Source organism: Paractinoplanes polyasparticus (assembly GCF_019710575.1).
Taxonomy (GTDB): domain Bacteria; phylum Actinomycetota; class Actinomycetes; order Mycobacteriales; family Micromonosporaceae; genus Actinoplanes; species Actinoplanes polyasparticus.
In genome coordinates this window covers 61,921-85,116 of the sequence record NZ_JAHWFK010000034.1, presented here as the reverse complement: position 1 = coordinate 85,116, position 23,196 = coordinate 61,921, and the positions used below count along the sequence as shown (strand labels likewise).

At 70.2% G+C, this 23,196-nt stretch carries 19 protein-coding genes; 7 read left to right on the top strand and 12 right to left on the bottom strand.

Features of this window, described 5'->3' with window-relative positions; all coding sequences use genetic code 11:
* Positions 1-136: 136 nt before the first annotated feature.
* Entirely contained in the window at positions 137-910 is a 774-nt protein-coding gene (locus KXC43_RS30875) for an ABC transporter ATP-binding protein (RefSeq protein ID WP_221379709.1), read from the bottom strand.
* A complete protein-coding gene (locus KXC43_RS30870; RefSeq protein WP_221379708.1) occupies positions 903-1,799 on the bottom strand; it encodes an ABC transporter permease in 897 nt (298 codons plus the stop codon). Before KXC43_RS30870 ends, KXC43_RS30875 begins: the two co-directional genes overlap by 8 nt.
* A gap of 178 nt (positions 1,800-1,977) precedes the next feature.
* On the opposite strand from KXC43_RS30870, the gene KXC43_RS30865 reads away from it, so the two are divergent.
* Together KXC43_RS30865 and KXC43_RS30860 are read left to right on the top strand one after the other, a co-directional pair.
* A complete protein-coding gene (locus KXC43_RS30865) occupies positions 1,978-2,580 on the top strand; it encodes a TetR/AcrR family transcriptional regulator (protein ID WP_308129334.1) in 603 nt (200 codons plus the stop codon).
* Between the two features lie 96 nt (positions 2,581-2,676).
* Entirely contained in the window at positions 2,677-3,051 is a 375-nt protein-coding gene (locus KXC43_RS30860; protein WP_255645117.1) for an Atu4866 domain-containing protein, read from the top strand.
* A gap of 65 nt (positions 3,052-3,116) precedes the next feature.
* Here KXC43_RS30860 and KXC43_RS30855 read toward each other — a convergent pair whose 3' ends face one another.
* On the bottom strand, positions 3,117-4,355 hold the full coding sequence (locus KXC43_RS30855) for an MFS transporter (RefSeq protein ID WP_221379707.1): 1,239 nt from the start codon (positions 4,353-4,355) through the stop codon (positions 3,117-3,119).
* Positions 4,356-4,506: 151 nt separating this feature from the next.
* On the opposite strand from KXC43_RS30855, the gene KXC43_RS30850 reads away from it, so the two are divergent.
* Both KXC43_RS30850 and KXC43_RS30845 read left to right on the top strand, forming a co-directional pair.
* Positions 4,507-5,628 carry a LacI family DNA-binding transcriptional regulator gene (locus KXC43_RS30850; RefSeq protein ID WP_221379706.1) on the top strand — a complete coding sequence of 374 codons (1,122 nt, stop codon included), beginning with the start codon at positions 4,507-4,509 and terminating at the stop codon, positions 5,626-5,628.
* Positions 5,629-5,670: 42 nt separating this feature from the next.
* A complete protein-coding gene (locus KXC43_RS30845) occupies positions 5,671-6,219 on the top strand; it encodes a hypothetical protein (RefSeq protein ID WP_221379705.1) in 549 nt (182 codons plus the stop codon).
* A gap of 1 nt (position 6,220) precedes the next feature.
* Here the strand turns inward: KXC43_RS30845 and KXC43_RS30840 are convergent, their stop codons facing one another.
* The 3 genes from KXC43_RS30840 to KXC43_RS30830 all read right to left on the bottom strand — a co-directional run bounded on the left by KXC43_RS30840 (position 6,221) and on the right by KXC43_RS30830 (position 8,743).
* Complete coding sequence (locus tag KXC43_RS30840) at positions 6,221-7,777, bottom strand: GGDEF domain-containing protein (protein ID WP_221379704.1); 1,557 nt, start codon at positions 7,775-7,777, stop codon at positions 6,221-6,223.
* Positions 7,778-7,865: 88 nt separating this feature from the next.
* Positions 7,866-8,273: a rhodanese-like domain-containing protein gene (locus KXC43_RS30835; protein WP_438870923.1), complete on the bottom strand. Its 408-nt coding sequence runs from the start codon at positions 8,271-8,273 to the stop codon at positions 7,866-7,868.
* On the bottom strand, positions 8,270-8,743 hold the full coding sequence (locus KXC43_RS30830) for a cysteine dioxygenase (RefSeq protein ID WP_308129333.1): 474 nt from the start codon (positions 8,741-8,743) through the stop codon (positions 8,270-8,272). The genes KXC43_RS30835 and KXC43_RS30830 overlap by 4 nt, the downstream gene beginning before the upstream one ends.
* 907 nt (positions 8,744-9,650) lie before the next feature.
* Between KXC43_RS30830 and KXC43_RS30825 the strand changes: the two genes are divergently transcribed.
* From KXC43_RS30825 to KXC43_RS30815, 3 genes are all read left to right on the top strand, one after another.
* Entirely contained in the window at positions 9,651-10,760 is a 1,110-nt protein-coding gene (locus KXC43_RS30825) for a neprosin family prolyl endopeptidase (protein ID WP_308129332.1), read from the top strand.
* Positions 10,761-10,913: 153 nt separating this feature from the next.
* Positions 10,914-11,435 (top strand): sigma-70 family RNA polymerase sigma factor, encoded by a 522-nt coding sequence (locus tag KXC43_RS30820; RefSeq protein ID WP_221379700.1) that lies wholly within the window; start codon positions 10,914-10,916, stop codon positions 11,433-11,435.
* A complete protein-coding gene (locus KXC43_RS30815) occupies positions 11,432-12,142 on the top strand; it encodes an anti-sigma factor family protein (protein WP_221379699.1) in 711 nt (236 codons plus the stop codon). The genes KXC43_RS30820 and KXC43_RS30815 overlap by 4 nt, the downstream gene beginning before the upstream one ends.
* On the opposite strand, the gene KXC43_RS30810 is transcribed toward KXC43_RS30815, so the two are convergent.
* From KXC43_RS30810 to KXC43_RS30785, 6 genes are all read right to left on the bottom strand, one after another.
* Positions 12,139-13,152 (bottom strand): ABC transporter permease, encoded by a 1,014-nt coding sequence (locus KXC43_RS30810; protein ID WP_255645116.1) that lies wholly within the window; start codon positions 13,150-13,152, stop codon positions 12,139-12,141. The two genes, KXC43_RS30815 and KXC43_RS30810, sit on opposite strands and share 4 nt — an antisense overlap.
* The gene (locus tag KXC43_RS30805) at positions 13,149-14,117 is read right to left on the bottom strand and encodes an ABC transporter permease (RefSeq protein WP_221379698.1); all 969 of its coding nucleotides are present in this window, start codon (positions 14,115-14,117) and stop codon (positions 13,149-13,151) included. The genes KXC43_RS30810 and KXC43_RS30805 overlap by 4 nt, the downstream gene beginning before the upstream one ends.
* Positions 14,107-15,630: a sugar ABC transporter ATP-binding protein gene (locus KXC43_RS30800; protein ID WP_221379697.1), complete on the bottom strand. Its 1,524-nt coding sequence runs from the start codon at positions 15,628-15,630 to the stop codon at positions 14,107-14,109. The genes KXC43_RS30805 and KXC43_RS30800 overlap by 11 nt, the downstream gene beginning before the upstream one ends.
* A gap of 67 nt (positions 15,631-15,697) precedes the next feature.
* Entirely contained in the window at positions 15,698-18,436 is a 2,739-nt protein-coding gene (locus KXC43_RS30795; protein WP_221379696.1) for an AbfB domain-containing protein, read from the bottom strand.
* A gap of 150 nt (positions 18,437-18,586) precedes the next feature.
* A complete protein-coding gene (locus KXC43_RS30790) occupies positions 18,587-19,666 on the bottom strand; it encodes an ABC transporter substrate-binding protein (RefSeq protein WP_221379695.1) in 1,080 nt (359 codons plus the stop codon).
* Between the two features lie 149 nt (positions 19,667-19,815).
* Positions 19,816-23,130, bottom strand: coding sequence for an ATP-binding protein (locus tag KXC43_RS30785; RefSeq protein WP_308129331.1), 3,315 nt, complete (start codon positions 23,128-23,130; stop codon positions 19,816-19,818).
* Positions 23,131-23,196: the final 66 nt, after the last annotated feature.

The following is a 23,196-nucleotide window of genomic DNA, read 5'->3' as shown; positions in this document are numbered from 1 at the left end:
AGCGCCGCTGGTGAGATGGGGCTCGGTTTTCCACAGCCGCCGGGTTTGCGGATGGCGGAAAACCGCGCCCCATCTCACCAGCTGAAGAGGCGATCGCCCGCGGAGCGCAGCGGAGCCAGCAGGCTCAGCGACCTACTTACTTGTTGACGTAGGTCTCGTACTCCTTCAGCACGGCGTCGGTCGGGCCGTCGGCCCGGATGACGCCGGATTCCAGCCAGATGGAGCGCTCGCACGTGTCGCGGATCGACTGCTCGCTGTGGCTCACCAGGAAGACCGTGCCGGCCTCCTTGCGCAGGTCGCGGACCCGTTGCTCGCTGCGCTTGCGAAACTTGGCGTCACCGGTGGCCAGGGCCTCGTCGATCAGCAGCACGTCGTGCTTCTTGGCCGCCGCGATCGAGAACCGCAGCCGGGCCGCCATGCCGGACGAGTACGTCTTCATCGGCAGCGAGCTGAAGTCGCCCCGGTCGTTGATGCCGGAGAACTCGATGATGCCGGGCGCCTGCTCCTTGACCTCGGCCGGCGACATGCCCATGGCCAGACAGCCCAGCTCGACGTTGCGCTCGCCGGACAGGTCGTTCATCAGTGCCGCGTTCACCCCCAGGAGGGACGGCTGGCCGGCCGCGTAGATGCCGCCGCCGCGCTCCACCGGCAGCAGCCCGGCGATCGCCCGCAGCAGCGTCGACTTGCCGGAGCCGTTGGTGCCGATCAGGCCGATCGCCTCGCCCTTGTAGGCCACGAAGCTGACGCCCTTGACCGCGTGCACCTCGCGCACGGCCGCGCTCTTCTTGCCCGTCATGATCCGCTTGAGGCTGGCCAGCGGGCTGTTCGCGCCCGGCGCCACCGAGCCGTAGATGCGGTAGACGATGTTCGCGTTGTCCGCGATGACGGTTGGTTGCCGCTGGTCAGCCACGGCCGTAACCCTTCTCTCCGCGCCAGAAGTAGACGTAACCGCCGAATCCGACAAGCACTGTCCAGATCGCGGCCTGCAGCCACAGCAGCGGCGCCGACGTGGCGAGCTCGACGTTTTCCATCAGCGCGTGCCGGACGAGCTCGATGTAGATCAGCATCGGGTTGGACTCGACCAGCGCGAGCTGCCAGCCGTCGATCCGCTCGGCGAAGAACGTGACCGGGTAGAGCACGGCCGAGCCGTACATCCAGATGCGCAGGATGTAGGGGATGAGCTGGCGGATGTCGGTGACCTTGGAGATCAGGCGGGACACGAACAGCGCCAGGCCGGTGTTGAAGATCGTCTGGAGCGCCAGGGCGGGGATCAGCAGCAGCCACTGGAACGTGACCGGCTCGCCGGTGAGCAGCACGATCGCGACCAGCACGATCATCGAGGCGATCATGTTGCGCACCTCGACCAGGCTGACCGCGATGGGCAGGCTGGCCCGCGGGAAGTGCAGCGCCCGGATCATCGCGATGTTGGCGGTGATCGACTGCGAGCCGGCCTGAACCACCGACTGGGTGAAGCCGAAGATGAAAACACCGGCGCAGAGGTACGCGATGAAGTTGTCGACGTTCTGCTTGGTGTTGATCAGGACGCCGAAGATCAGGTAGTAGACACCGGCGTTGATCAGCGGCGTGAGGAGCTGCCAGACCACGCCCAGCTTGGTGCTGCCCAGCGAAGCGCTCACCTTCGCGTTGGCGAAGGCGGCTATGAAGTGACGGTACGACCACAGCTGCCGGGTGTATTCCGGCAGGCGAGGCAGGCGCCCCGCCTTCGTCAGGCCGTGACTGCGGGCCAGCTCGGTGAGCGATGGCCCGGTGTCGGAATCGGCAACCGCCGTCTGAGCCATGGGGTGGTGCTCCGATCTCGTCGGCCCGTGAGGGGTACCGGGCCCTGGTTCCTTAGGCGAGAACACTTAAGCAGCATGTCAAGTCGTCGCCGACGGAACGGCTTCGTATCGACGTCCGGAGAGGCTATCCGACCAAACGGCGGAACGCAACCGTTACGTCCTGGCGTATAGTGACCGCGTGGCGACTGGAAAGCGAGCACCTGCCGGGGCGGCCGTGCTGCGGAGCGACATCACTGTCGCCATCCGCGACGCCGTGATGCACGAGCTGGCCGAAGTGGGTTACGGCCGGCTCTCCATCGAGGCCGTGGCCCGCCGGGCCGGCGTCGGCAAAACGGCGATCTACCGGCGTTGGAGCAACAAGCTCGAGATGGTGCTCGAGATCGTGTCGGACGTGGCCGGCCGCAGCGTGCCGCTCCCCGACACCGGTAGCTTTGCCGGCGACCTCCAACTGATCATGATGATCGTGAGCCGTGCCCTGCAACACCGGATCGCGTCCCAGATCATTCCCGACCTGATGGCCGAGGCGGCCCGCAACCCGCAGATCGCCGAGACCCTGCAGAAGGCGCTGCGCACCCACCAACAGGCCGTCGGCGAAAAGCTGGTCGGCTCGGCCGTGACCCGCGGAGAGCTGCCCGAAGGCACCGATCCGGACCTGGCGGTCGACCTGATCCTCGGGCCACTGTACTGGCGTCTGGCCGTCTCGCGCACCAAGCCCGACGGCGCCTACCTCGAGAAGCTCATGGCGGCGGTGACGGCCGCCCTGCGCAGCACGGCGAACTGACGCCCGGCCACGTGCCGAGCTGCCCGACGGACGCAACCCGGTTGCACCGGCCGGTTGCTGCGAGACGGCCCTGGGGCTGCCGAAGGTGAGGGCTCCATGCCCCCTGCCCTCGGAGCCATCATGCACCAGCACGTGGACACCGCCGTTCTGGACGCTGCCGCCCTGTCCGCGATTGCCATGGGTGGGCAGGCGGCCGAGCAACCCGGCGCCTCGGGGCGGAAGACCGCCAGGGTCGCGGTCTCGGCGCCGGTCGGTATCTGGCTCAGCGCGGACGGCACGGTTCGTCTCGACATCAGGACGGACGGAACGTACGCGGGGAAGGTGGCGGGGCGCAAGCGTCGCCCTCAGGGCACGTACGACCTCGCCGGTCGCATTTTGACCCTCAGCGATGATTCCGGCCTGCGGACGCCCGTGGCCGTGGGTCACGAGGTGCTCGAGATGGCCGGCTACCGCCTCGGCCGAGCCGTCTGACCTGCGGGTGGTCAAGCCGCCGCGGGCTCCGGGTGACGCGTGGCCCCGGCTGATCTGTGCGGTGGTCAGGCTGCCGCGGGCTCCGGGTGACGCGTGACCTCGGCCGGGCTGGGGCCGGGATCGAGGCGGAAGCTCAGGACGGCCAGGGCCAGGCCGGCGGCGGCCAGGGCGACACCGATCCAGACCGAGGAGAGATAACCCCAGCCGGCCGCGATGACGACACCGCCCAGGGCTGCTCCGGCGCTGTTGGCGACGTTCGACGCGGACTGGTTGACGGCGGCGCCCATGAGCTGGGCGGTGGGTGCTACGGCGATCAGGCGTGCCTGCAGGGCGGGGCCGATGAAGAGGGCGGCCACGCCGACCAGGAAGGCACCGGCGAAGAGGCCGACCGGGTGGTACGCCACCAGGCCGAACAGCATGATGGTGGCGATCATGGCGACGAAGCCGAGCAGGACGCTGCGCCGCAGGTTGTGGTCGGCCGCGAACCCGCCCAGCGCATTGCCGGCGGTCATGCCGATGCCCATGACGGCCAGGACCCACGGCACGTACGACTCGGACAGCCCGGTGACGTGCGTCGTGACGGGGGCGATGTAGCTGTTGACGGCGAAGAAGCCGCCGAAGCCGATCGCGGCCACCGCCGCGGCCAGCCAGACGTGCGGGGACTTGAAGGCGGCCAGCTCGGAACGGGGCGAGCCGCCCGGGGCAGCGGCCACCTCGGGCACTGTGAACAACACGAACAGCAGCGTGAAGGCGAAGACGGCGGCGACCGCGAGGTAGGCGATGCGCCAGCCCGCGGCCTGGCCCAGGGCCGTGATCAGAGGGACGCCGAAGACGTTGGCGGCGGTCAGGCCGCCCAGCACGATCGCGAAGCCCTTGCCCTGACTGCCGGAGCCGAGCATCGTCGCGGCCAGCAGGCCGGCCGCGCCGAAGTAGGCGCCGTGGGCCAGCGCGGCCACGAAGCGGCCGGCCAGCACCAGCGCGAACGTCGGGGCGAGGGCCGAGGCGACGGTGCCGATAACGAAGAGCGAGAGCAGCACCAGCACCAGGCGCCGGCGGGGCAGGCGGGCGGTCAGGGCCGCGATGGTGGGGGCGCCGACGACCACGCCCAGCGCGTAGATCGTGATCATCCAGCCGGCCGTGGCGACGGCGTCGGGCGCCGAGCGGGCGTATGCCTCGGGCAGCAGATCCCGTGCCAGGTCGGGCAGCAGGCCCATGGCCACGAACTCGGTGAGGCCGAGGCCGAAACCGCCCAGAGCGAGGGCGAGCAGTGCCGCCCAGCGGCGGCCGGCGGTGAGATTCTCCACGGATCCGACTCTAGAACGTTCTAGTCGTGTCGGGGTTAGAACGTTCTAGTGATCACAGGTAAATTCTCCGGTCATGAGCGGCAACCGGGCGGCAGGCGCATGAGTGGCGGCCAGGGCGGCGAGCGCGTGCGCGGCGACCAGGCGGTGAGCGGTGAGCGGTGAGCGGCGGGTGACCCTCGCCGACGTGGCGGCGGCGGCCGGCGTCTCGGTGGCGCTGGTGTCGATCGTGATGCGGGACGCGCCGGGGGCCAGCGCGGCCACCCGGGAGCGGGTGCTCGAGGTGGCGCGGCGGCTCGACTACCAGCCCGACAGCCGGGCCCGGCTGCTGCGCAGCGGGCAGAGCCGGTTGCTCGGAGTGGTCTTCGGGGTGATGCACCCCTTCCACGACGACCTGCTGACCGGCCTCTACGACGCGGCCGAGAAGATCGGGTACGAGCTGACGCTCAGCGCCGTCACCCCCAGACGCGACGAGCGTACGGCGATCGCGAGCCTTCTGCAGGACAGGTGTGCCGCCCTCGTGCTGCTGGGGCCCCAGATCCCCACGGCCGAACTGGCCACCCTCGCCGGACGGCTGCCGGTCGTAGCCATGATGCGTGCCGTGCGGCAGCGCCAGGTCGACGTGGTGCGCACCGACGACGGGCGTGGGCTGCACCTCGCCGTCGACCACCTCGTCGCGCTCGGGCACCGGAACATCGCTCACGTCGACGGCGGACGGTGGTTGTCGTCGGCGGAACGTCGCCAGGGCTACCGCGACGCCATGCGACGGCACGGACTTCAGGCGTACGAAAGGGTGGTGAACGGCGGTTTCGGCGAGGAGGACGGCGCGCGGGCGGCCCGGGAACTGCTCGACGAGCCGCCGACCGCGGTGACCGTCTTCAACGACCTCAGCGCCACCGGCCTGCTCGACGTGCTGCGGCGCCACGGGCTCTCGGTTCCCGGCGACATCAGCGTCGTGGGCTACGACGACAGCAGCTTCAGCCGGCTCGCGCATATCGACCTGACCACGGTCGCCCAGGACATCGGGACCATGGCGACGCTGGCCGTGGCCCGCGCGGTCGAACGGATCGACGGCGCACAGATCGCCCACCGCGAGGTGGTGATCCCGCCGCGCCTCGTCGTGCGGGGGACGACCGTCCCGCCCTCGGACACAAAGGGAACGACCGTCCCGCCCCCGGACACAAAGGGAACGACCGTCCCGCCCCCGGACATAAAGGGAACGACCGGCCCGCCCTCCGGACATACAGGGGACGACCCGGGGCGGGGCCGGCCCTAAGCCCCGGCCCCTCCGCGCCGAACGGAAGGGGGAGGGGGAGAGATGCGCCGAGTTTCCGTGCTCGCGGTGCTGCCGTTCCTGCTGGGGGCCTGTGGCAGCGGCTCGAGCCCGTCGGCGAGCGCGAGCCCGACGGTCCCGCCGGGTGAGGCCTGGGTGAACGTCGTGCCGGGCCGGGCGACACCCAGTGCGGTGACCCGGCGCAGCGGCACGTTCCCGCCCGCACTGCCGCCGGTCTCGTTCCTGCCCACCAGCTCGGCCTGCGCGATCGCCTGGAACGAGGACGTCGAACAGGTTCTCATCCCGATGACCGTGACGCCGGGCGCGGGCTCGCTGAAGGTGCAGTGGCCCGCCCGCTACGGCAAGGTCTACCGGGTGGCCGCCGTACCGCAGGAGATCGTCAGCGGGGCCCAGCCGGAGCCGAAGTGGCAGACGGTGACCACCGGCGATGGGTGCACCGGCAGCGCCACCATCAGCGGGCTGAAGCCGGGGGCGCCGTACATCGTCTGGCTCGACGCCCCGGGCACCCCGCGCGGCCTCGACAACTCGCGCAGCCTCTACAGCGGCCGCTCGGGGGTCGTGAAGCCGAACTGAGTCAGGACGAGATGGTGTTGCGGCCACTCCACTTGGCCGCGTAGAGGCGGTCGTCGGCCTCGCGGAACAGGGTCTCGCCGGACATGCCCTCGCCCAGGACGGCCAGGCCGACGCTCACGGTGAGGCGGACGCCGGGAACGATGTCGGTGCGGGCGACGGCGGCGCGGATGCGCTCGGCCACCTCGCGCCCGACGGCCAGGTCACCCTGGAGGAAGACGGTGAACTCGTCGCCGGCGTACCGGACCGGCACGTCCTCGGTGCGGCAGTGCGCGCGCAGGATCCGGGCCACCTCGCGCAGCGCGCGGTCGCCGGTGGCGTGCGAGTACGCGTCGTTGATCGCCTTGAAATGGTCGACGTCGACGATCAGCAGCACCATCGGGGTCGCCGCCAGCCCCCGGTCGATGCGGTCCATCAGCAGGTCGAAGCGGCGGCGGTTGTCCAGGCCGGTGAGCGGGTCGCGCAGCACCTCGCGTTCCGCCCGCTCGAGGGCCGCCTCGGACTCCTCACGTTGGCGGGCCTGGCGCAGCATGGCGAGTCGCTGCATGCGCAGTCGCCACAACTCGCGGGTCTGGCCCTCGACCGCCTCGAACAGGTCCCGCCCGGCCTGGCCGTCCTCGATGGCCAGCGCGGTCAGCGCCATCTCGAAGCGGATCACCGGCTTCTCGTCGGGGCGGGGGCCGAACGCGCACAACTCGCGGGCGGCCACGAACTCGGTGCGTGCCTCGGCCAGCGCTCCCTGCGCGCGCAGGCTGATGCCGAGGGCCAGGTGCGCCATCCGGGCGTACCGGAAATTCTCCGACTGGCGCAGCGGCATCACCGCCTCCCGGGCCAGTTTCTCGGCCGGAACCACGTCGCCCAGCTTGGCCAGCGCGAGGGCGAGCATGGCGGCCGCCACCATGTCGTCGGGGCGCTGCTCGACCTGACGGCGGGTGATCTCGGCGCTGCGCCGCAGCCGGGTCGCACCCTCGTCGTGCCGGCCGACGTGGCTGAGCCGCAGACCCCAGTGGAGCAGGGTCGCCGCGTGCACGAGGCTGAAGTTCGCGTGGGTGATGCTGAGTTTCTCGTAGGTGGCGGCGGCGATCTCGTACATCTCGGCCGCCGTCGCCGCCTCGGCGAACGAGCACAGGGCCGAGATGCGCCGGCCGAAGTCGGTGTAGGGCAGGTCGAGCAGCACGGCCGCCCGGGCCAGATTCCGCATGGCGACGAAGTAGCGTCCACGAAGGACGTCGACCTGGGCCAGGTCGCAGAGGCACTTGGCCTCGCCGAGCGTCGAGCCGGCCGCCTGGTGCAACCGCAGCAGCCGCTCGCCCAGGTCGGCCGCCTCGATCAGGCGTCCCATATAGAGGTTGGCGTACATCTGCCCCTGCACGAGGAACAGGACGGTGCGGTCGTCGCCGACGGCGTGCGCGATGGCCAGATAGGCATCGGCCGCCGCCAGCGCCTCGTGGCCGTGACCGGTGTTGGCCAGGCGGTGCACGCGCTGCGCCAGCAGGTGCAGCGGACCGAGCACGGTGACCGGCACCGGCAGCCGTCTACCCGGATCGATCTCGCCGTCCATGGTCCCAGTATCAACACTGGACGGTGCGATCAACTACCGGGTACATCGACTTATCTCGCGGTGATCTCTGGGAGAACAGACGGGGACCCTAGGAGCCACCCGGGATCGTCGCCAGGCCGGCGTCGCGCCAGGCGGCGAAACCACCGTCCAGGTCGGTGGCCCGGTGCAGCCCCAGATCCTGCAGGGCAGCCGCGGCCAGGCTGCTGGTGTAGCCCTCCTGGCAGGTGACGATGACCTCGAGGTCGTAGCTGTCGGCGAAGGGCAGCCGGGCGTCGCTGCGCGGGTCGAGCCGCCACTCGAGCACGTTGCGCTCGATCACCACGGCGCCCGGGATCTCGCCGAACTGGGCCCGCTGGGCGGCCGGGCGGATGTCGACCAGGACCGCGCCGCGGCCCAGCGCGGCCGCCGTCTGCAGCGGGCCGACCCGGGTCAGGCGGGTCCGCGCGTTGGCGAGGATCTGGTCGATGCTCAGGGAGCCGGCCGGAGCTGCGGTCACCACTGGGCGCCGGCCCGTTCCACCGCGAGCACTTCGAGGCTCCCGGCGCCGAGGCGGTACTTGGTCATCGTGGTCAGGGCGGGGCCGTAGACATGGACGCTGACCGCGGGCCGGCGCGAGCGGTTGGTCATGCGGTGGACGTGGTGGCGGCCGAACCGGCGGCCTGCCCCCTCGCCCAGTTCACGGGAGGTGACGCGGGGCGGGTGGCCGTCGGCCACCGCCACCGTGTCCTCGGTGAGGGTGCCGCCGAAGACGTGGAACGCGCCCGCCGAGCCGCCGTGGTCGTGCCATTCGGTGCCCTGACCGGGCAGCCAGGTCAGCAGCCAGACCTCGTGGTCGTCGGCGACGTGCAGCCGGTGGTACCACCGGTCGACCGGATTGAACCGCGGGGCGACCGGCCACTGCTCGGGGGCGATGGCGAAACGGGCGGCGACGGCGAGATGGTCGGGACGGGCGTCGACGACAGTCACGGGAGCTCCTCGCTTTTTATACATTGCCTATCAGTCCTATAGGTTTAGGGCCACACTACCGCCCGGGCGGCCAGGATGGCGGGAAGTCAGCCGATCAGGATCGCGTGGTGTCGGCCACGACGCGGAAAGCGCTGGTCAGCTGGGACAGCAGGCGCTGGCGCACCGCGCCAGATCGATCGCCAGGTCGGCGATGAGAGGGATGCCCTTCCGCTGCATGGTCAACATGCTGGCGCGGCTGGGACGCCTCCGTCAAACGCCGTCCACAGTCTGAGAGCGACCGGTGCGGCGGGCCGGCCGGGCCGAATGCCGGTCTTACTCATTACCGATCATTTGATCGAGTCGCCGATAGCAGGCATGCCCGAAACGTTCCGAGCCGGACGAATCAAGATCGGCAATTAACGATCCGGATATATCCGGACAGATTGCGAGACATTCCATTGCGCACAGTGACGGCTGCCGAGAGTTGGCAGTTCGGCTCCCTGGAAGCCGGCCGGACGGCACGGAACCCTGCCGGGACAAGGGGTTCTGTGCCTTCGGGGCGGACCGTGCGGGCGGCGCGACTCGCGGGAGCTGAAAGAAGCTCACCGGAGTTAGCCTCTTTCTCAACAAAGCACGAATCAGGCTCTCCGGAGTCATGCCGACACGCTCTGTCAGGGAAATGCGCCGATGTATCACCGGATCGGCTCACCGCCTCAACCGTTAAGGCGGAAATCAAGCTGAGCAGGGCCTCGGCAATCGAGAAAGCTATATGGTGACGTCGCCGCCGAGAACCGGTGCCGGAGGCAGCCTCGCACCCTCCTCCGACCCCCCGATCAACGAGGACGGACACGTGTTGAAGTCACGCCGCGGTCTCCTAGCCGCCGGCCTAGCGGTTGCCGTGGTCGGCGCCATCGGTGTGGTATCCACCGTGAGCGCAGGGGCCGACCAGATCGCTACCCCACCCGAGGCGAGCGCGGCTGCGGGGGTTGCCGACGACTCGCCCGACGCCGACGCCGACGCCGTAGTGGCGGGCGCGGATCAGGTGCTGCCGCCGCCGCCCGTCCTGCCGTGGGGCGATCGTCCCAAGCGGATCAAGAAGGGCCGCGACGGCGTCACCAGTAAGACGCTGCGGGCCGAGGGTCTCTCCGCCGCCGCACCCGACGCGACCGGCTCGCTGGTGCCGCGGGCCCGGTACGGGCCGAAGGGCCGCAGCGGCGGCCGAGCCGGCGTGATCCGCACCGAGCGGACCGACGCCGTGCCGCCGAAGCCCCTCGGTGTGAAGGCCGCCGCAAACGACGTCAGCTACCTGTACAACGTCGGCTCGCAGGCCGCCGACACCTCGGGTCTCTTCGCCAACGTCACCATCGGCAAGCCCGACCTCGACAAGACCGACTACCACTCGCTGGCCGAGGTCGCGCTCCAGTCGGCCGATGGCAAGCAGATCGTCGAGATCGGCTGGACGGTCGACCGCCTGGTCAACGGCGACGACGACCCGCACCTGTTCGTCTTCCACTGGGTCAACGGCGAGCCGACCTGTTACAACAAATGCGGCTTCGTGCAGGTGAGCCCGACCGTGAAGCCGGGCGCGACCCTTACCTACGGCATCACCAAGAAGTTCGGCATCCAGTACTTCAAGGACGCCTGGTGGGTCGCCTACGACACCGAGTGGATCGGCTACTTCCCCGAGACGAACTGGACCGAGAGGGGCGTGGAGTTCAACCGCTCCGGTTACCTGCAGGTCTTCGGCGAGGTGGCCGCCAGCCGCGAGCAGCCCTGTGGCACCGCGATGGGCAACGGCACGGGTCCCGAGAAAGACACTTCGGCCCGGTTCTCGAGCGTCGGCTTCGTCGACGGCCCGGCCGTCGATCTCTACATGCGCAGCTTCCCGACCGGGCTGCGGGTCGGCGAGGACGTGATCCCGTTCTACAAGGTGAAGCCCATCCTCGATGAATCGGTCGAACCGGCCGTGCCCTCGAAGCGGTCGTTCCGCTACGGCGGGCCGGCCAAGCCCGGAACCTTCTGCAAAGACAAACCGTGACGTCCGACATGTGACGCGATGCCCGGTCCCGGCGAGGGGGACCGGGCATCGTTCTTTCGGTGTACGCCACGTCGGCAAAAGCCCGGTCGAACCGAGTTCACCGTCACGGTGTACAACGTGGTGGCGGAGCGAAGGTCGAGAAGGCGGGCGCGGATGAGGCGACGGGTGAGCCCCGACGAGGAGCTGATGACCGCGCTCTACACCGAGCACTACGCGGTGCTGCTCAGCTTCATTCTGCGCTACGTGCACGACCGGCACCGGGCGGAAGACCTCGTGCAGGAGACCCTGCTACGCGCCTGGAAGCACATCGACCACCTCGACCCCGATCCCGGCCGCACCCGCTCCTACCTGCTGACCATCGCCCGCAACGTGGTCACCAACGCGTGGCGGGCCGAGCAGCGCCGCCCGCACCTGGTCGCCGACGAGGCCGCGGTCAACGCGATGCCGTCGGCCGACAACGTCGACCGGATGGTCGAGGGCTGGCTGGTGGCCGAGGCGATCGAGCGGCTGTCGGCCGACCACCAGGCAGTGGTCCGGGCCATGTACTACGAGGGCCAGAGCGTGGCTGACGCCGCCCGCCAGCTCTCGGTTCCGGAGGGCACGGTCAAGTCCCGCGCCTATTACGCGGTGCGGGCCTTACGCACAGTGTTCGAAGAGATGGGGGTGCTGCGGTGAGCACCGACCACGATGAGCTGCACCGCCTGCTCGGCGGTTACCTGCTCGGCGGCCTCGACGAGGCGGACACCGAGCGGCTCGACGCCCATCTGCGCGACTGCGACCGCTGCCGGGACGAGCTCGACCGTCTCGCTGCCGTGCCCGAGCTGCTGCGCCGCCTGCCCGAGGCTGAGCGGGCCGACGACGATGTCGCGACCGCGCCGGTCAGCATGTCGGCCCGGCCCAGCCCGGAGAACATCGAGGGCCTGCTGCGCCGCCTGCGGGCCGAGCGTTCCCGGCAGAGCCGCATGGCTGGTGTCCGCTGGCTGGCCGCCGCAGCCGTGGTGCTGGTCGCGGTGGCGATCGGCATCGGGGTGCTGCGGGGCAGCCGCGAGAGCCGGCAGCCCCAGGTGCTGCCGAGCCCTCAACTGGTGACGGCGCAGTTCCAGCCGGCCCAGGGCAGTGGCCTCGCCGGTCAGGCGGTGCTGACGCCGAAGACGTGGGGGGTCTCGGTGTCGCTCGACGTCAGCAAGCTCAGCGGCGACGGTCCGTTCCACTGCCAGGTGCGCGGGTCGTCGGGCCAGGTGGAGCAGGCGATGGTGTGGGGGCCGACGCCGAGCGGCAACGCCAAGGTGATCGGGGCCAGCTCGATCCAGCTGCGCAACGTCAGCCGGATCGAGGTGCAGGACCACGACGGCCACGTCCTGGGCACCGCCGAGGTTGATTAAGTGACGCGTCTCAGCCGTACGAGATAGGTCTGCGCCACCACGACCAGGGCGAGGAACGTGCCGCTGATCACCTGCTGCCAGTTGCTGTTGACGTTGCCGACCTGGTTGATCAGGTTCTGGATCACGCCCAGCAGCAGCACACCGGCGATCGTCCCGGCGATCGTGCCGGCCCCGCCGGTCAGCAGCGTCCCGCCGATGACCACGGCGGCGATCGCGTCCAGCTCCATGCCTGTGCCCAGCACCGTCACGCCCGAGCCGAGCTTGGCCGCGTTGATCGCACCGGCCAGGCCGGCCAGCAGACCCGAGAGCACGTAGACCCAGACCTTGGTGCGGCGTACCGGCACACCCATCAGGCTGGCCGCGTCCTCGCTGCCGCCCACCGCATAGACCGACGAGCCGAACCGGCTGCGGGCCAGCACCACCATGCCGATCACGACCAGCGCCGCGACCAGCCACACCTGGTAGCCGATGTCGAGGAACGAGCCGTTGCCGAGCTTGCGGAAGGCGTCGTTCTGCACCAGATAGGTGTCGGAGCCCTCCGAGCTGATCGCCCGCATGAGGCCCCGGGCGCCCAGAAGCGCGGCCAGGGTCACGATGAAGGGCGCCATCCGGGTGTACGCGATGAGGAGCCCGTTCGCCACGCCGATCGCCCCGCACACGGCCAGGGGCAGCAGGAATGCGGCCAGAATGCCGTACTGCGACGCCCAGGCGGCGAGCACGCCCCCGAGCACGTAGAGCGACCCGACTGACAGGTCGATGCCGCCCGTGATGATCACAAAGGTCATGCCGAGGGCGATGAGCATCGGCGGCGCGGCCGCGACCAGGATGGTGGCCGCGTTGTCGAGGCTGCGGAAGTTGGGGAAGGTGGCCAGCGCGATCAGCACCACGACGATCAGGACGGCGAGCGCGCCCTGCCGCTGGATCGTGCCGACGACCCGGTCGGTGCGCTCCGCCTTGCGGACGTCCTCCACCACAATTGCCGAAGGCTCCGATGCGAGTCCCATGGTCATCGGGTCTTCCTCTCTCGGGCCACGTAGACCGCGATCAGGATGATCACGGCCTGCACCATCTCGGTCGTCGAGGGCTGCAGGTTGTGCTTGATCATCGTGGCGATGACCAGCTGCATGAGCAGGGCGCCGGCCACCGTGCCCAGGACCCGCACCTTGCCGCCGGTGAGCGGCGTGCCGCCGACCACCACGGCGGTGATCGCCGACAACTCGATGAGCAGCCCCACCGAGGACGCGTCGCTGGACTGGATGCGGGCCACCGAGAGCAGGCCGGCGATCGAGGCGAGCACAGCGCACACCACGTACACGGTGATCAGCACCCGCTTGACCGGCAGGCCGGCCAGCTCGGCGGCGGGCCGGTTGCCGCCGATCGCGAGCAGCCGCCGGCCGAAGACCGTGCGGCGGACGACGAACCCCACGACCAGCACCAGCAGCGCCGCGATCCAGACCAGCACCGGGATGCCGAGCAGGTCGCCCGCGCCCAGGTAGAGGAAGTCCTGGTTGCGGATGTCGACGAGCTTGCCCTCGCTGATGACCACGGCGAGACCGCGGCCGCCGACGAACAAGGCCAGCGTGGCGACGATCGGTTGCAGGCCGACCCTGGCCACCAGGATCCCGTTGATCAGGCCGACCGCGACCCCGGCGAGCAGCGCGACCAGGATCGCGGCCACCACGCCGTACCCGAGATAGAGCGGGATGAAGGCGGCCGCCAAGGCCATGACCGAGCCGACCGAGAGGTCGATGCCCTCGGTGCCGATCACCAGCGCCATGCCGAGCGCCACGATCACGATCGGCGCCACCTGGATCAGCTGGATGCGCAGGTTGCTCCAGGTCGCGAAGTACGGGGTGAAGAAGATGTTGTAGACGACCAGCAGCACGATGGCGGCGTAGACGCCGTACTTCGGCAGCCAGGCTTTGATCTTCGCTGCGTCGACGAGGGGCCGGGCGGCCACCGTCTCAGTGCTCACGGGTGGCCTCCGTCGCGATCGTTGCCATCAGGTCCTCGGTGGTCACCTGGTCGCCGGTCAGGGTGCCGACCACGACGCCGTCGCGCAGCACCACCACCCGGCCCGAGCCCTCGACCAGCTCCTCGGCGTCCGACGAGACCAGCACGACGCCGAGCCCCTCGGCCGCCAGCTCGTCGATCAGCGACTGGACCTCGGCCTTGGCGCCGACGTCGATGCCGCGGGTCGGCTCGTCGAGCAGCAGCACCTTGGGATCGGTGGCGAGCAGCCGGGCCAGCAGCACCTTCTGCTGATTGCCGCCGGACAGGTCGCCGACCGCCTGGTCGGGGCTGGACGCCTTGATGCGCAGGCGCTTGATGTACCGGTCGACGATCTCGTTCACCTTGCTGTCCGAGACGAACCCGAACCGGGAGACGCGGGGGAGCACGGCGAGGGCGATGTTCTCGCGCACCGACAGACCGGGGACGATTCCCTCGGCCTTGCGGTCCTCGGGCTGCACCGCGATGCCGAATTCCACCGCGCGTACGGGAGTGGGCTTCTTCAGGTCTTTGCCGTCGACCTGGATGTCGCCGCTGTCCAGGTGGTACGCGCCGCCGATCGCCTTGATCGTCTCGCTGCGCCCGGCGCCGAGCAGCCCGCCCAGGCCGACGACCTCGCCCGGCCGCACGTCGAAGCTCACGTCGTGCAGCTTGTGCCGGCTGTTCAGCTTGCGCACCCGCAGCACGGGCGGGGCGTCGGTGTCGCCGGTGGCCGCACCGGAGAACGCGGTCGCGCCCTCCCGGCGTACCTCGGCCATGTCCCGCCCGAGCATGAGCGAGACCAGCTTGATCCGCTCGAGGTCGGCCAGCTTGCCGGTGTGCACCAGCTTGCCGTCGCGCAGGATCGTCACCGTGTCACAGATCTGGTAGAGCTCGTCGAGGCGGTGGCTGACGTAGACGATGCCGATGCCGCGGGCGTGCAGATCGCGGATGACGCCGAACAGGGTCTGCACCTCGCGCGGCTCGAGCGACGAGGTGGGCTCGTCCATGATGACGACCTTGGCGTCGACCATCACGGCCCGGGCCAGGGCGACCATCTGCTGCGCGCCGAGGGCCAGGGTGCCCAGCTGCCGCCGGACGTCCGTGGTGACGCCGTAGCCGGTGAGGATCTCGCGGGCCTCGCGGTCCATCCGCTTGCGGTCGATGAGGCCGAGGCCGGTGCGCGGTTCGCGGCCGAGGAAGAGGTTCTGCGCCACGCTCATCAGCGGGACGAGGTTGACCTCTTGATAGATGGTCGAGATGCCGGCCTGCTGAGCGTCCATCGGGGTGCCGAACTGCGCGGGCGCGTCCCGATAGCTCAGCTCGCCCCCGTCGGGCTGATAGACCCCGGTCAGCACCTTGATCAGCGTGGACTTGCCGGCGCCGTTCTCACCGACGAGCGCGTGCACCTCGCCCGGTTGCAGCGTGAAGGAGACCTGGTCGAGGGCGCGCACGCCCGGAAATATCTTCGAGACGTCGTTGACTTCCAGCAACGCCATTCAGTTCTCCTCCGTACGGGTGCCGGGCCGGGTGATCAGGGCACCACCCGGCCCGGCTGCTCTCGCGCTACCCCAGTGGGGAAGCGTTGTTCCAGGTGGCATCGGCGTTGTAGCTGCCGGTGCCGTCCCACGTGTTGCCGCCGCCGTTGGTGGCGATGTAGACGGCCTCGGCGTAGTGCCGCCAGTAGTAGCCGGGGTAGTTGATCGATTCGAGCGAGACGGTGCCCGCCCCGCCGTTCAGGCCGGGCCGGCCGCAGAACGTGGCGTCCTGCTGGAACGTCGCCGTTCCGTCGTTGGCCGCCGTCTGCAGGCGGTAGCCGGCGTGCCGCAGGTACCGGCCGGGATAGTTGACCGATTCGAACGTGTAGCAACTGTTGTCGGCCAGGCCGGCGCGGACCGTGAAGGTGGCGTCCTGCCGGTCGGCGGCCGGGCTACCGGTGGTGATCACGTCGGTCCGGGCCAGGCTGTCCCGGTGTCGCAGGTAGCGGGTGTCGTAGCCGGCCGTGGTGACCCGGAACGAGCGGTTCTGCCCCACGGTCAGGTCGGCGCCGCTGCGCCACAGCGGCGCGGCGACCGTCCAGGTCGCGTCGTCGGCGAAGGAGCCGCCGTTGTTCTGCTCGACCCAGACCTCCTCGGCGCGGTGCCGGAGGTAGGAACCCGGTAGGTTGGCCGACTCGAGCGAGGTGCCGCCACCCGAGAGGCCGGCCCGGCCGCAGAACGTGGCGTCCGCCGCGAACGTGCCGCCGTTGTTGGCCTCGCGGTAGACCCGGTTGTTGCGGTGCCGCAGGTACTGGCCGGGGAAGTTGCGCGACTCGAACGAGTAGCAGGCCGCGTTGGACAGGCCGGGCCGCACCCAGAACGTCGCGTCCTGCCGGTCGGTGGTGGAGCTGCTCGTGCTGACCACGTCGGTGCGGGCGGCGCCGGCGGCGTGCCGCAGGTAGCGGTTGGTGTAGCCGGGCGTGGTGACCCGCAGCGACACCAGCTTGCCGGTCGAGATGGTGCTGCCGTTGGCCGCACCGAGCACCTGCTGGTGCACCGCGCGGACCCGGGCGAAGTCCATCTTCTGTTGCTGCCGGTCGTAGGTGAAGAAGCCGTTGAGCTCCTCCTCCACGTCGGTCGGTTCGGTGTAGACGGAGCCGGACAGTCCGTTGGCGTTGATCAGGTCGGTCATCCGGCTCGTGATCTGCACGTAACGGCTGGTCAGCGCGTTTGAGTCGGGCAGCCACTCGTAGGCGAACTTGCCGGCCGTCGGCCACTCACGGCTGGTCCGCAGGCCCAGGCCGCCGTACTCGCCGTTGACCACGAATCGGGTCGCGGTCGGTGGCCGGGAGATGCCCGGGCCGACGTACAGGTGATCGTCGATGACATCGCCGTTGCCCGGGTCGGGGTCGGAGTCGCAGCAGTTGGAGCCGGAGTTGTGGTTGACCATCCGGGTCGGGTCCCAGCTCTTGACCAGGTCCGCGATCCGGCCGGCGTCATATTCACCCCAGCCCTCGTTGAACGGCACCCATTGCATGATCGACGTGATGCCCTTGTGCTCGTCGACCATCTCCTTCAGTTCCTTCTCGAAGCGGGTGCGACCTGCCGTCGACGGCTCACGGCCGCTGGCCAGCGCGGGCATGTCCTGCCAGACCATCAGGCCGAGCCGGTCGGCGTGGTAGAACCAGCGGTCGTTCTCGACCTTGATGTGCTTGCGCACCATGTTGAAGCCGAGCGACTTCTGCTGTTCCAGATCGAAGCGCAGGGCCGCGTCGGTGGGCGCGGTCGAGATGCCGTCCGGCCAGTAGCCCTGATCGAGTGTGCCGAGCTGGAAGACGAACTTGCCGTTCAGCGTCGGCCGCAGCACCCCACCGAGCATCGCCTTGCCGAGCGAGCGCATGCCGAAGTAGCCGCCGACGGCATCACCGCTGCCCAGCGTGACTCGCAGGTCGTACAGGAAGGGGTCGTCGGGGGTCCAGAGGCGGGCGTTCGGGACCGGGATGCGGAAGGACGAGCCGACCGTGCCGGTGGCCGAGCCGACGACCGTTCCGCCGGAGAGAACCTGCGCGGTGACCGCCTGGCCGCCTGCGTTGGCCGCCTGCACGATGAGATCGAGGCCGCCCGCCGACACGTTGGGGGTGGTGTCGAGCCGGGTGATCCGAGCCGGGTTGGTCGGTTCCAGCCAGACCGTCTGCCAGATGCCCGAGGACGGCGTGTAGAAGATGCCGCCCCGGTTGATCCGCTGCTTGCCGACGGGGATGTCCTGGCTGTCGGTCGGGTCCCAGACGCCGACGATGATCTCGTTGCTGCCGGCGCGCAGCGCGCTGGTGATGTCGTACGAGAACTTGTCGTAGCCGCCCTCGTGCGTGCCGAGCAGCGTGCCGTTCACCCAGACCTTCGACTGCCAGTCGACGGCGCCGAAGTTGAGCTGCACATTGCGGCCCGACCAACCGGCCGGAATTGTGAACGTGCGCCGGTAGTACGAGAAGTCCTGCCGCCGCATGATCCCCGAGAGCGCGCTCTCGATCGGGTACGGCACGAGGATCTCCTCGCCCAGGGTCTGCCCGGTCGGCGGGGTGTTGATGTTCGAGGCGCCCGTGAACTGCCAGATGCCGTTCAGGCTCTGCCAGTCGGCGCGGGTGAGCTGGGGACGGGGGTATTCGGGGAGGGGATTGGTCGTGCTGACCTGGCCGGTCCACGGGGTGGTCATCGGCGGCGTCTTGGGAACGAACGCGGCGGCGGGTCCGGTGGTGGCGACCAGCGTGCCGGCGGTGGCCGTCAACGCCGCCGCGGCGATGGCCAGCAGTCTTCGGGGATGTGCGTTCACGTTCTCTCTCCTTCTAAGAGTGAGCCGTGCGGGGATGCACACATACTGACGTGAACGCACACAGTCAGCAATAGATGAACTTCGATGTAAAGCCTTTTGGGAAACAGGCCCGGGCGGCGCGTTCCTAGGCGCGCCGCCCGGGGTGCCCGCTCAGTACGCGCTACTGATGTCCGTCTTGGCGTTATCCGTGCCGTATTGCCGGTCCTCGATGATGATGTCCTGACCGACCGGCTCGCCGTTCAGGAACTTCGTCGCCGTCTCGAACGCGAGCGGGCCGAACCGCGGGTTCGACTCGATCACCGCGGAGGCCCAGCCGTCCACGATGGCCTGCACAGCGCCCTTGGTGCCGTCGATCGACACCACCTTGACGTCGCCGGCCTTCTTGCCCGCGCCCTTCAGGGCGGTGATGGCGCCGAGGGCCATCTCGTCGTTCTCGCCGTAGATCCCGTTGATGTCCGGATTGGACTGGAGTAGCTGCTCGGTGACTTTCTGCCCTTCCTCGCGCGCGAAGTTGCCCGTCTGTTCGAAGACGACCTGGATGTCCGGCGCGACCTTGGCGATCTGGTCCTTGAAGCCACTGGTCCGCAGCGTTGTCACGTTGTTTCCGGGCGCCCCCAGCAGGATCGCGACCTTGCCCTTGTTGCCCATCGCCTTGGCCATCTCGTCGGCCGCACGTTTGCCCTGCTCGGCGAAGTCCGACCCGATGAAGGTCAGGTAGTCCTTGCAGGGAGTTGCGTTGATCTTGCGGTCGATCGTGATGATCGGGACCTTCTTGGCCGAGGCCTTGGCGAAGACGGAGTCCCAGCCGTCGGAGTTGAGCGGCGCGATCACCAGCAGCTGAACGCCGGAGTCGATCATCTGCTCGACGTCGCTGATCTGCTTGTTGAACTGGGAGTTCGCGTTCGTTGTGGTGAGGTTCGTGATGCCCTGCTTGGCCGCCTCGTCCTCGATGGAGTCGGTCTCGGCGATGCGGAACGGGTTCGCCTCCTTCTCCGACTGCGAGAAGCCGACCTTCGCGGTCTTGAGGTCGAACTTGGTGCCGCCGAACTGTTCGAGTGTGCAGGTCGCGGCGCCGGGATCAGCCGATTGCGCGACCTGGGCACCGGCCGACGCGGGCGTGTTGCCCGCGGTCGTGCCGTCGTCCTCGGACTTGGCGCAGGCGCTGGTGAAGAGAAGGGCCGCACCTAGGATCGCGGCCGCCGGCCGCCAGCGGCCGGGGGAAACGCTCATGACAGAACTCCTTAGCGGTGGATGTGACATCGGGGAGTAACCACCTCGAAACACATTCACGCACTATCGAACTTTTTCTGTCAAGACTCCGCACCATAGGCGCGCATGAATGCACGCGATCCAAGATCGTCTTTGCAGCTTCGGCTTGATCAAACCATGAGAGTCGATGTCCGCGCGACGTCCCAGCGCGCTGACATCGAGGCGTACAGACGGCGGGCCTCCTCGGGTCGCTCGCCGCTGAGCACCGCCGCGTCCTCGAGCGCCGCGGCCAGTTCCAGGGCGCGGCCGACCTTGCGGTAGTGGGCCGCCGCGGCCAGCGCCGGGGCCGGATCGCCGAGCAGCAGAGCCTGGCAACGCAAGTTCGCCGCGTACGCCCGGGCCGGTCGCACCTCGCGGGCGGCCTCGGTCGCACAGATCGCGGCCGCCTGATCGGCGACCTCCGGCCGGTTGTGCCGGCGGGCGAGCCGCAGCACGTCGGGCAGCCACTGGTGGCGCAGCATCATCGGCGCGTACGCCGGTTGCAGCAGCGGCCCGAGCAGGTCGAGCGCCTCGTCCGGCCGGTTCCGCTGCTCGGCCGCCAGCGCCCGCGCCACCAGCAGGAAGTCGCAGTTCTCGCGCTCGGCCTCGCTGGCCGGCACCGCGTCGGCCGCGCCCAGGTGAGCCGCCGCGAGGTCACGCGCGCCGCGGTGCAGGGCGATCAGCGCGGCCACCCCGTGCAGCAGCATGGTCACCGCTCCCGGCTCGCGCTGGCCGTGGAACGTGATGCCCGGGCCGTCCTCGGTGACCGCGCCGACCTCGGCCAGCGCCTCGTCCCACCGGCCGAGCCAGTAGTCCTGCACCGCGGTCGCGACCTGCAGCCCGGCGGGCAGGCGTTCCTCGGCGGCGAAGGCGGCCGCGGTCTGCAGGGTCAGTTGCGCCTCGTCGAGCCGGTCGAGGTTCTGCAGCGAGAAAAGGCGGTTGTCGAGCAGGTCGAAGTAGGTGCCGGCCAGCCCCGGGCGGCCGCGCACCACGCTCAGCGCGCGGTCCACATGCTCCAGGGCGCGCTCGTGGTCGCGGCGGATCGAGCTGGTCAGCCAGATCGTCTGCAGGGCGAACGCGGTCTCGTAGGGCTGACCAGCCGCCACCGCCTCGTTGTAGACGGCCGTCGCCCGGCGTTCGGCCGCGTCGAGATCCTCGAGGTCGCCGCGGCGGAAGTTGGCCAGCAGCACCCGGTGCCGGGAACGCCAGATGCCCGGCACCCGGTCGTCGTCGACCGCCTCGTGCAGCATCGCCTCGGCCTCGGCCGTCTCACCCCGGTGGTGGCGCATGGTGGCGAGCAGCTGGCGCATCTCGGCCCGGTCACCGGGATCGGTGGCCAGGCTCATCGCCTCTTCCGCCTGGTCCAGCGGGACGCGTCCGCGCCGGTATTCGAGCCGCACCAGCGCGACCAGCAGGACGGCCCTCTCCTCAGCCGAGGGCAGGTCGGTGGCGAGCGTGCGCCGGATCAGGTCGCCGGCGATCTGCGGGGCCCGGCGCACCACCGCCGCGTGATGGGTGACCAGCCAGTTGAGCACCCACGAGTCGGCCAGCGGGGCCGAGGCGTTGAGCTGCTCGGCGACCCGGGTGAGCGGGCTGCCGCCGGCCGCCAGCACCTCGGCCGCGTGCCGGTGCAGCCCTGCGCGCAGCGCCGGCGGCACGCTCGCGATCAGCGCCTGGCGCAGGAACGGGTGCCGGAACGCCAGGTCGGTGCCGCTATCGACCAGCACCGCGGCCGCCAGCGCCTCCTCCAGCGCGCCGACCAGGTCGAGCGCCGACCGTCCGGTGACCGCCACGACCTCGCTGACCGAGAACTCCGATCCGAGCAGGGCCGCCAGCCGCAGCACCTCGCGGGTCTCGGCGGAGAGCACGTCGAGAGCGGCGTGCACGGCATCGAGCAGGGTCTGGGGCGGATCGACGGTCACCTCGGGGCCGATGTCGGCGCGGCCGCCGCTGATCTCGACGGCGTCCCGCTGCCGCAGCGCCGCGACGAGCTCGCGGGCGAACAACGGGTTGCCGCCGGAGCGGGCCGCCACCTCGCGCAGGTTGGGCCCGGGCGGGGCGCCGACCAACGCCGTCACCAGCCGGTCGAGGTCGGCCGGAACCAGCGGGCCGAGGTCGAGCGGCATCTGCTGACCGGCCCGGATCCGGCGGCGCAGGCGAGCCTGGTGCGCGTCGGGCCGGGCCGCCGCGACCAGCAGCAGCGGAAGCTGGCCGACCAGGCTGAGCAGCCTCTCCCACACCCGCACGGTCGCGCTGTCGGCCCACTGCATGTCGTCGACGACGAGCACCAGCGGCGACGCGGCGCAAGCCGATCGCACCGCGGCGACGATCTGGTCCTCGGCCGGGCCCTCGGTCTCTTGTGGACGCCGGGACGCGGTTTCCAGCCCCAGCGCCCGCGACAACACCTGCAGGGGTACGCGGGAACCCAGCTGGTCGGCCGCGCCCCAGGCCACCCGGCAACCGAAGCGGGCAGCGTCGGCGAAGGCGTGGGTGAGCAACTCGGTCTTGCCGATGCCGGGTTCGCCGGAGATCCAGACCGCGCCCCCGGTGCCCGCCGCGACCGCGCGCACCAGCCCTCGCAGATGATCAATCTCGGCCACCCGACCGACCCAGGAGCGGCCGCCAAGCCCGTCTCGCAGGGCCTTGGCGATCGGCGTCGGCACCACCGTGCGGAGGGAGTCGGGGCCGGGCCGCGGGGCGCCGCGTTCGGCCGATCCCGCGAGCAGCTGCCGGTGCAGCGAACGCAACGCCGGGCCGGGCTCGATGCCCAGCTCGGCGACGAGCGTGCGGCGGGCCGTACGGAAGACCTCGAGCGCCTCGCCGTGCCGGCCGACCCGGTGCAGAGCGCGCATCAGCAACTCGTGCAGCGGCTCGTGCAGCGGGTGGTCGCGGACCAGGGCGGTCAGCTCGGCGATCAGCCCGTCGTCGCCGCCCGCCTCGAGCATCAGCCGGGCCCGCTGCTCGGCTGCGGCCAGTTGCAGCTCCGCCAGTCGCTGCCGGTCGAGCTCGAGGAACGGGCCGGCCAGGGTGGCGTACGCGTCCCCGTGCCAAAGGCCCAGAGCCTCGTCCAGCCGGGCGACGGCGGCCGTGGCGTCGCCCGCGGCGAGCAATTCGGCCGCGGCCGTCCGCAGCCGCTGGAAACGGGCCGAGTCCAGGTCGCCCGGGTCGACGCGCAGCTGGTAGCCGCCCGAACCCGTGCTCAGGTTCTCCGGCTCAAGGACGCGCCGCAGCCCCGAGATGTACGTGTAGATGCTGCCCACCGCCGTGACCGGCGGCGAATCGCCCCAGATGGCCGTGATCAGCTCGTCGCGCCCGACCACCCGGTCGGCGTGCGCGGCGAGCACGGCGAACACCGCGCGTTGCCGGGCCGGGCCCAGATCGAGCTCTCTGTCGCCCAGCCAGGCCCGCACCGGCCCGAGCAGGCTGACGCGCAAGACGTTCGTCACGTGGTCCTCCCGCGTCGATGATGGTCAAGGGAGACGGTGCGGGGTGCCAACGGATAACAGAAAGCG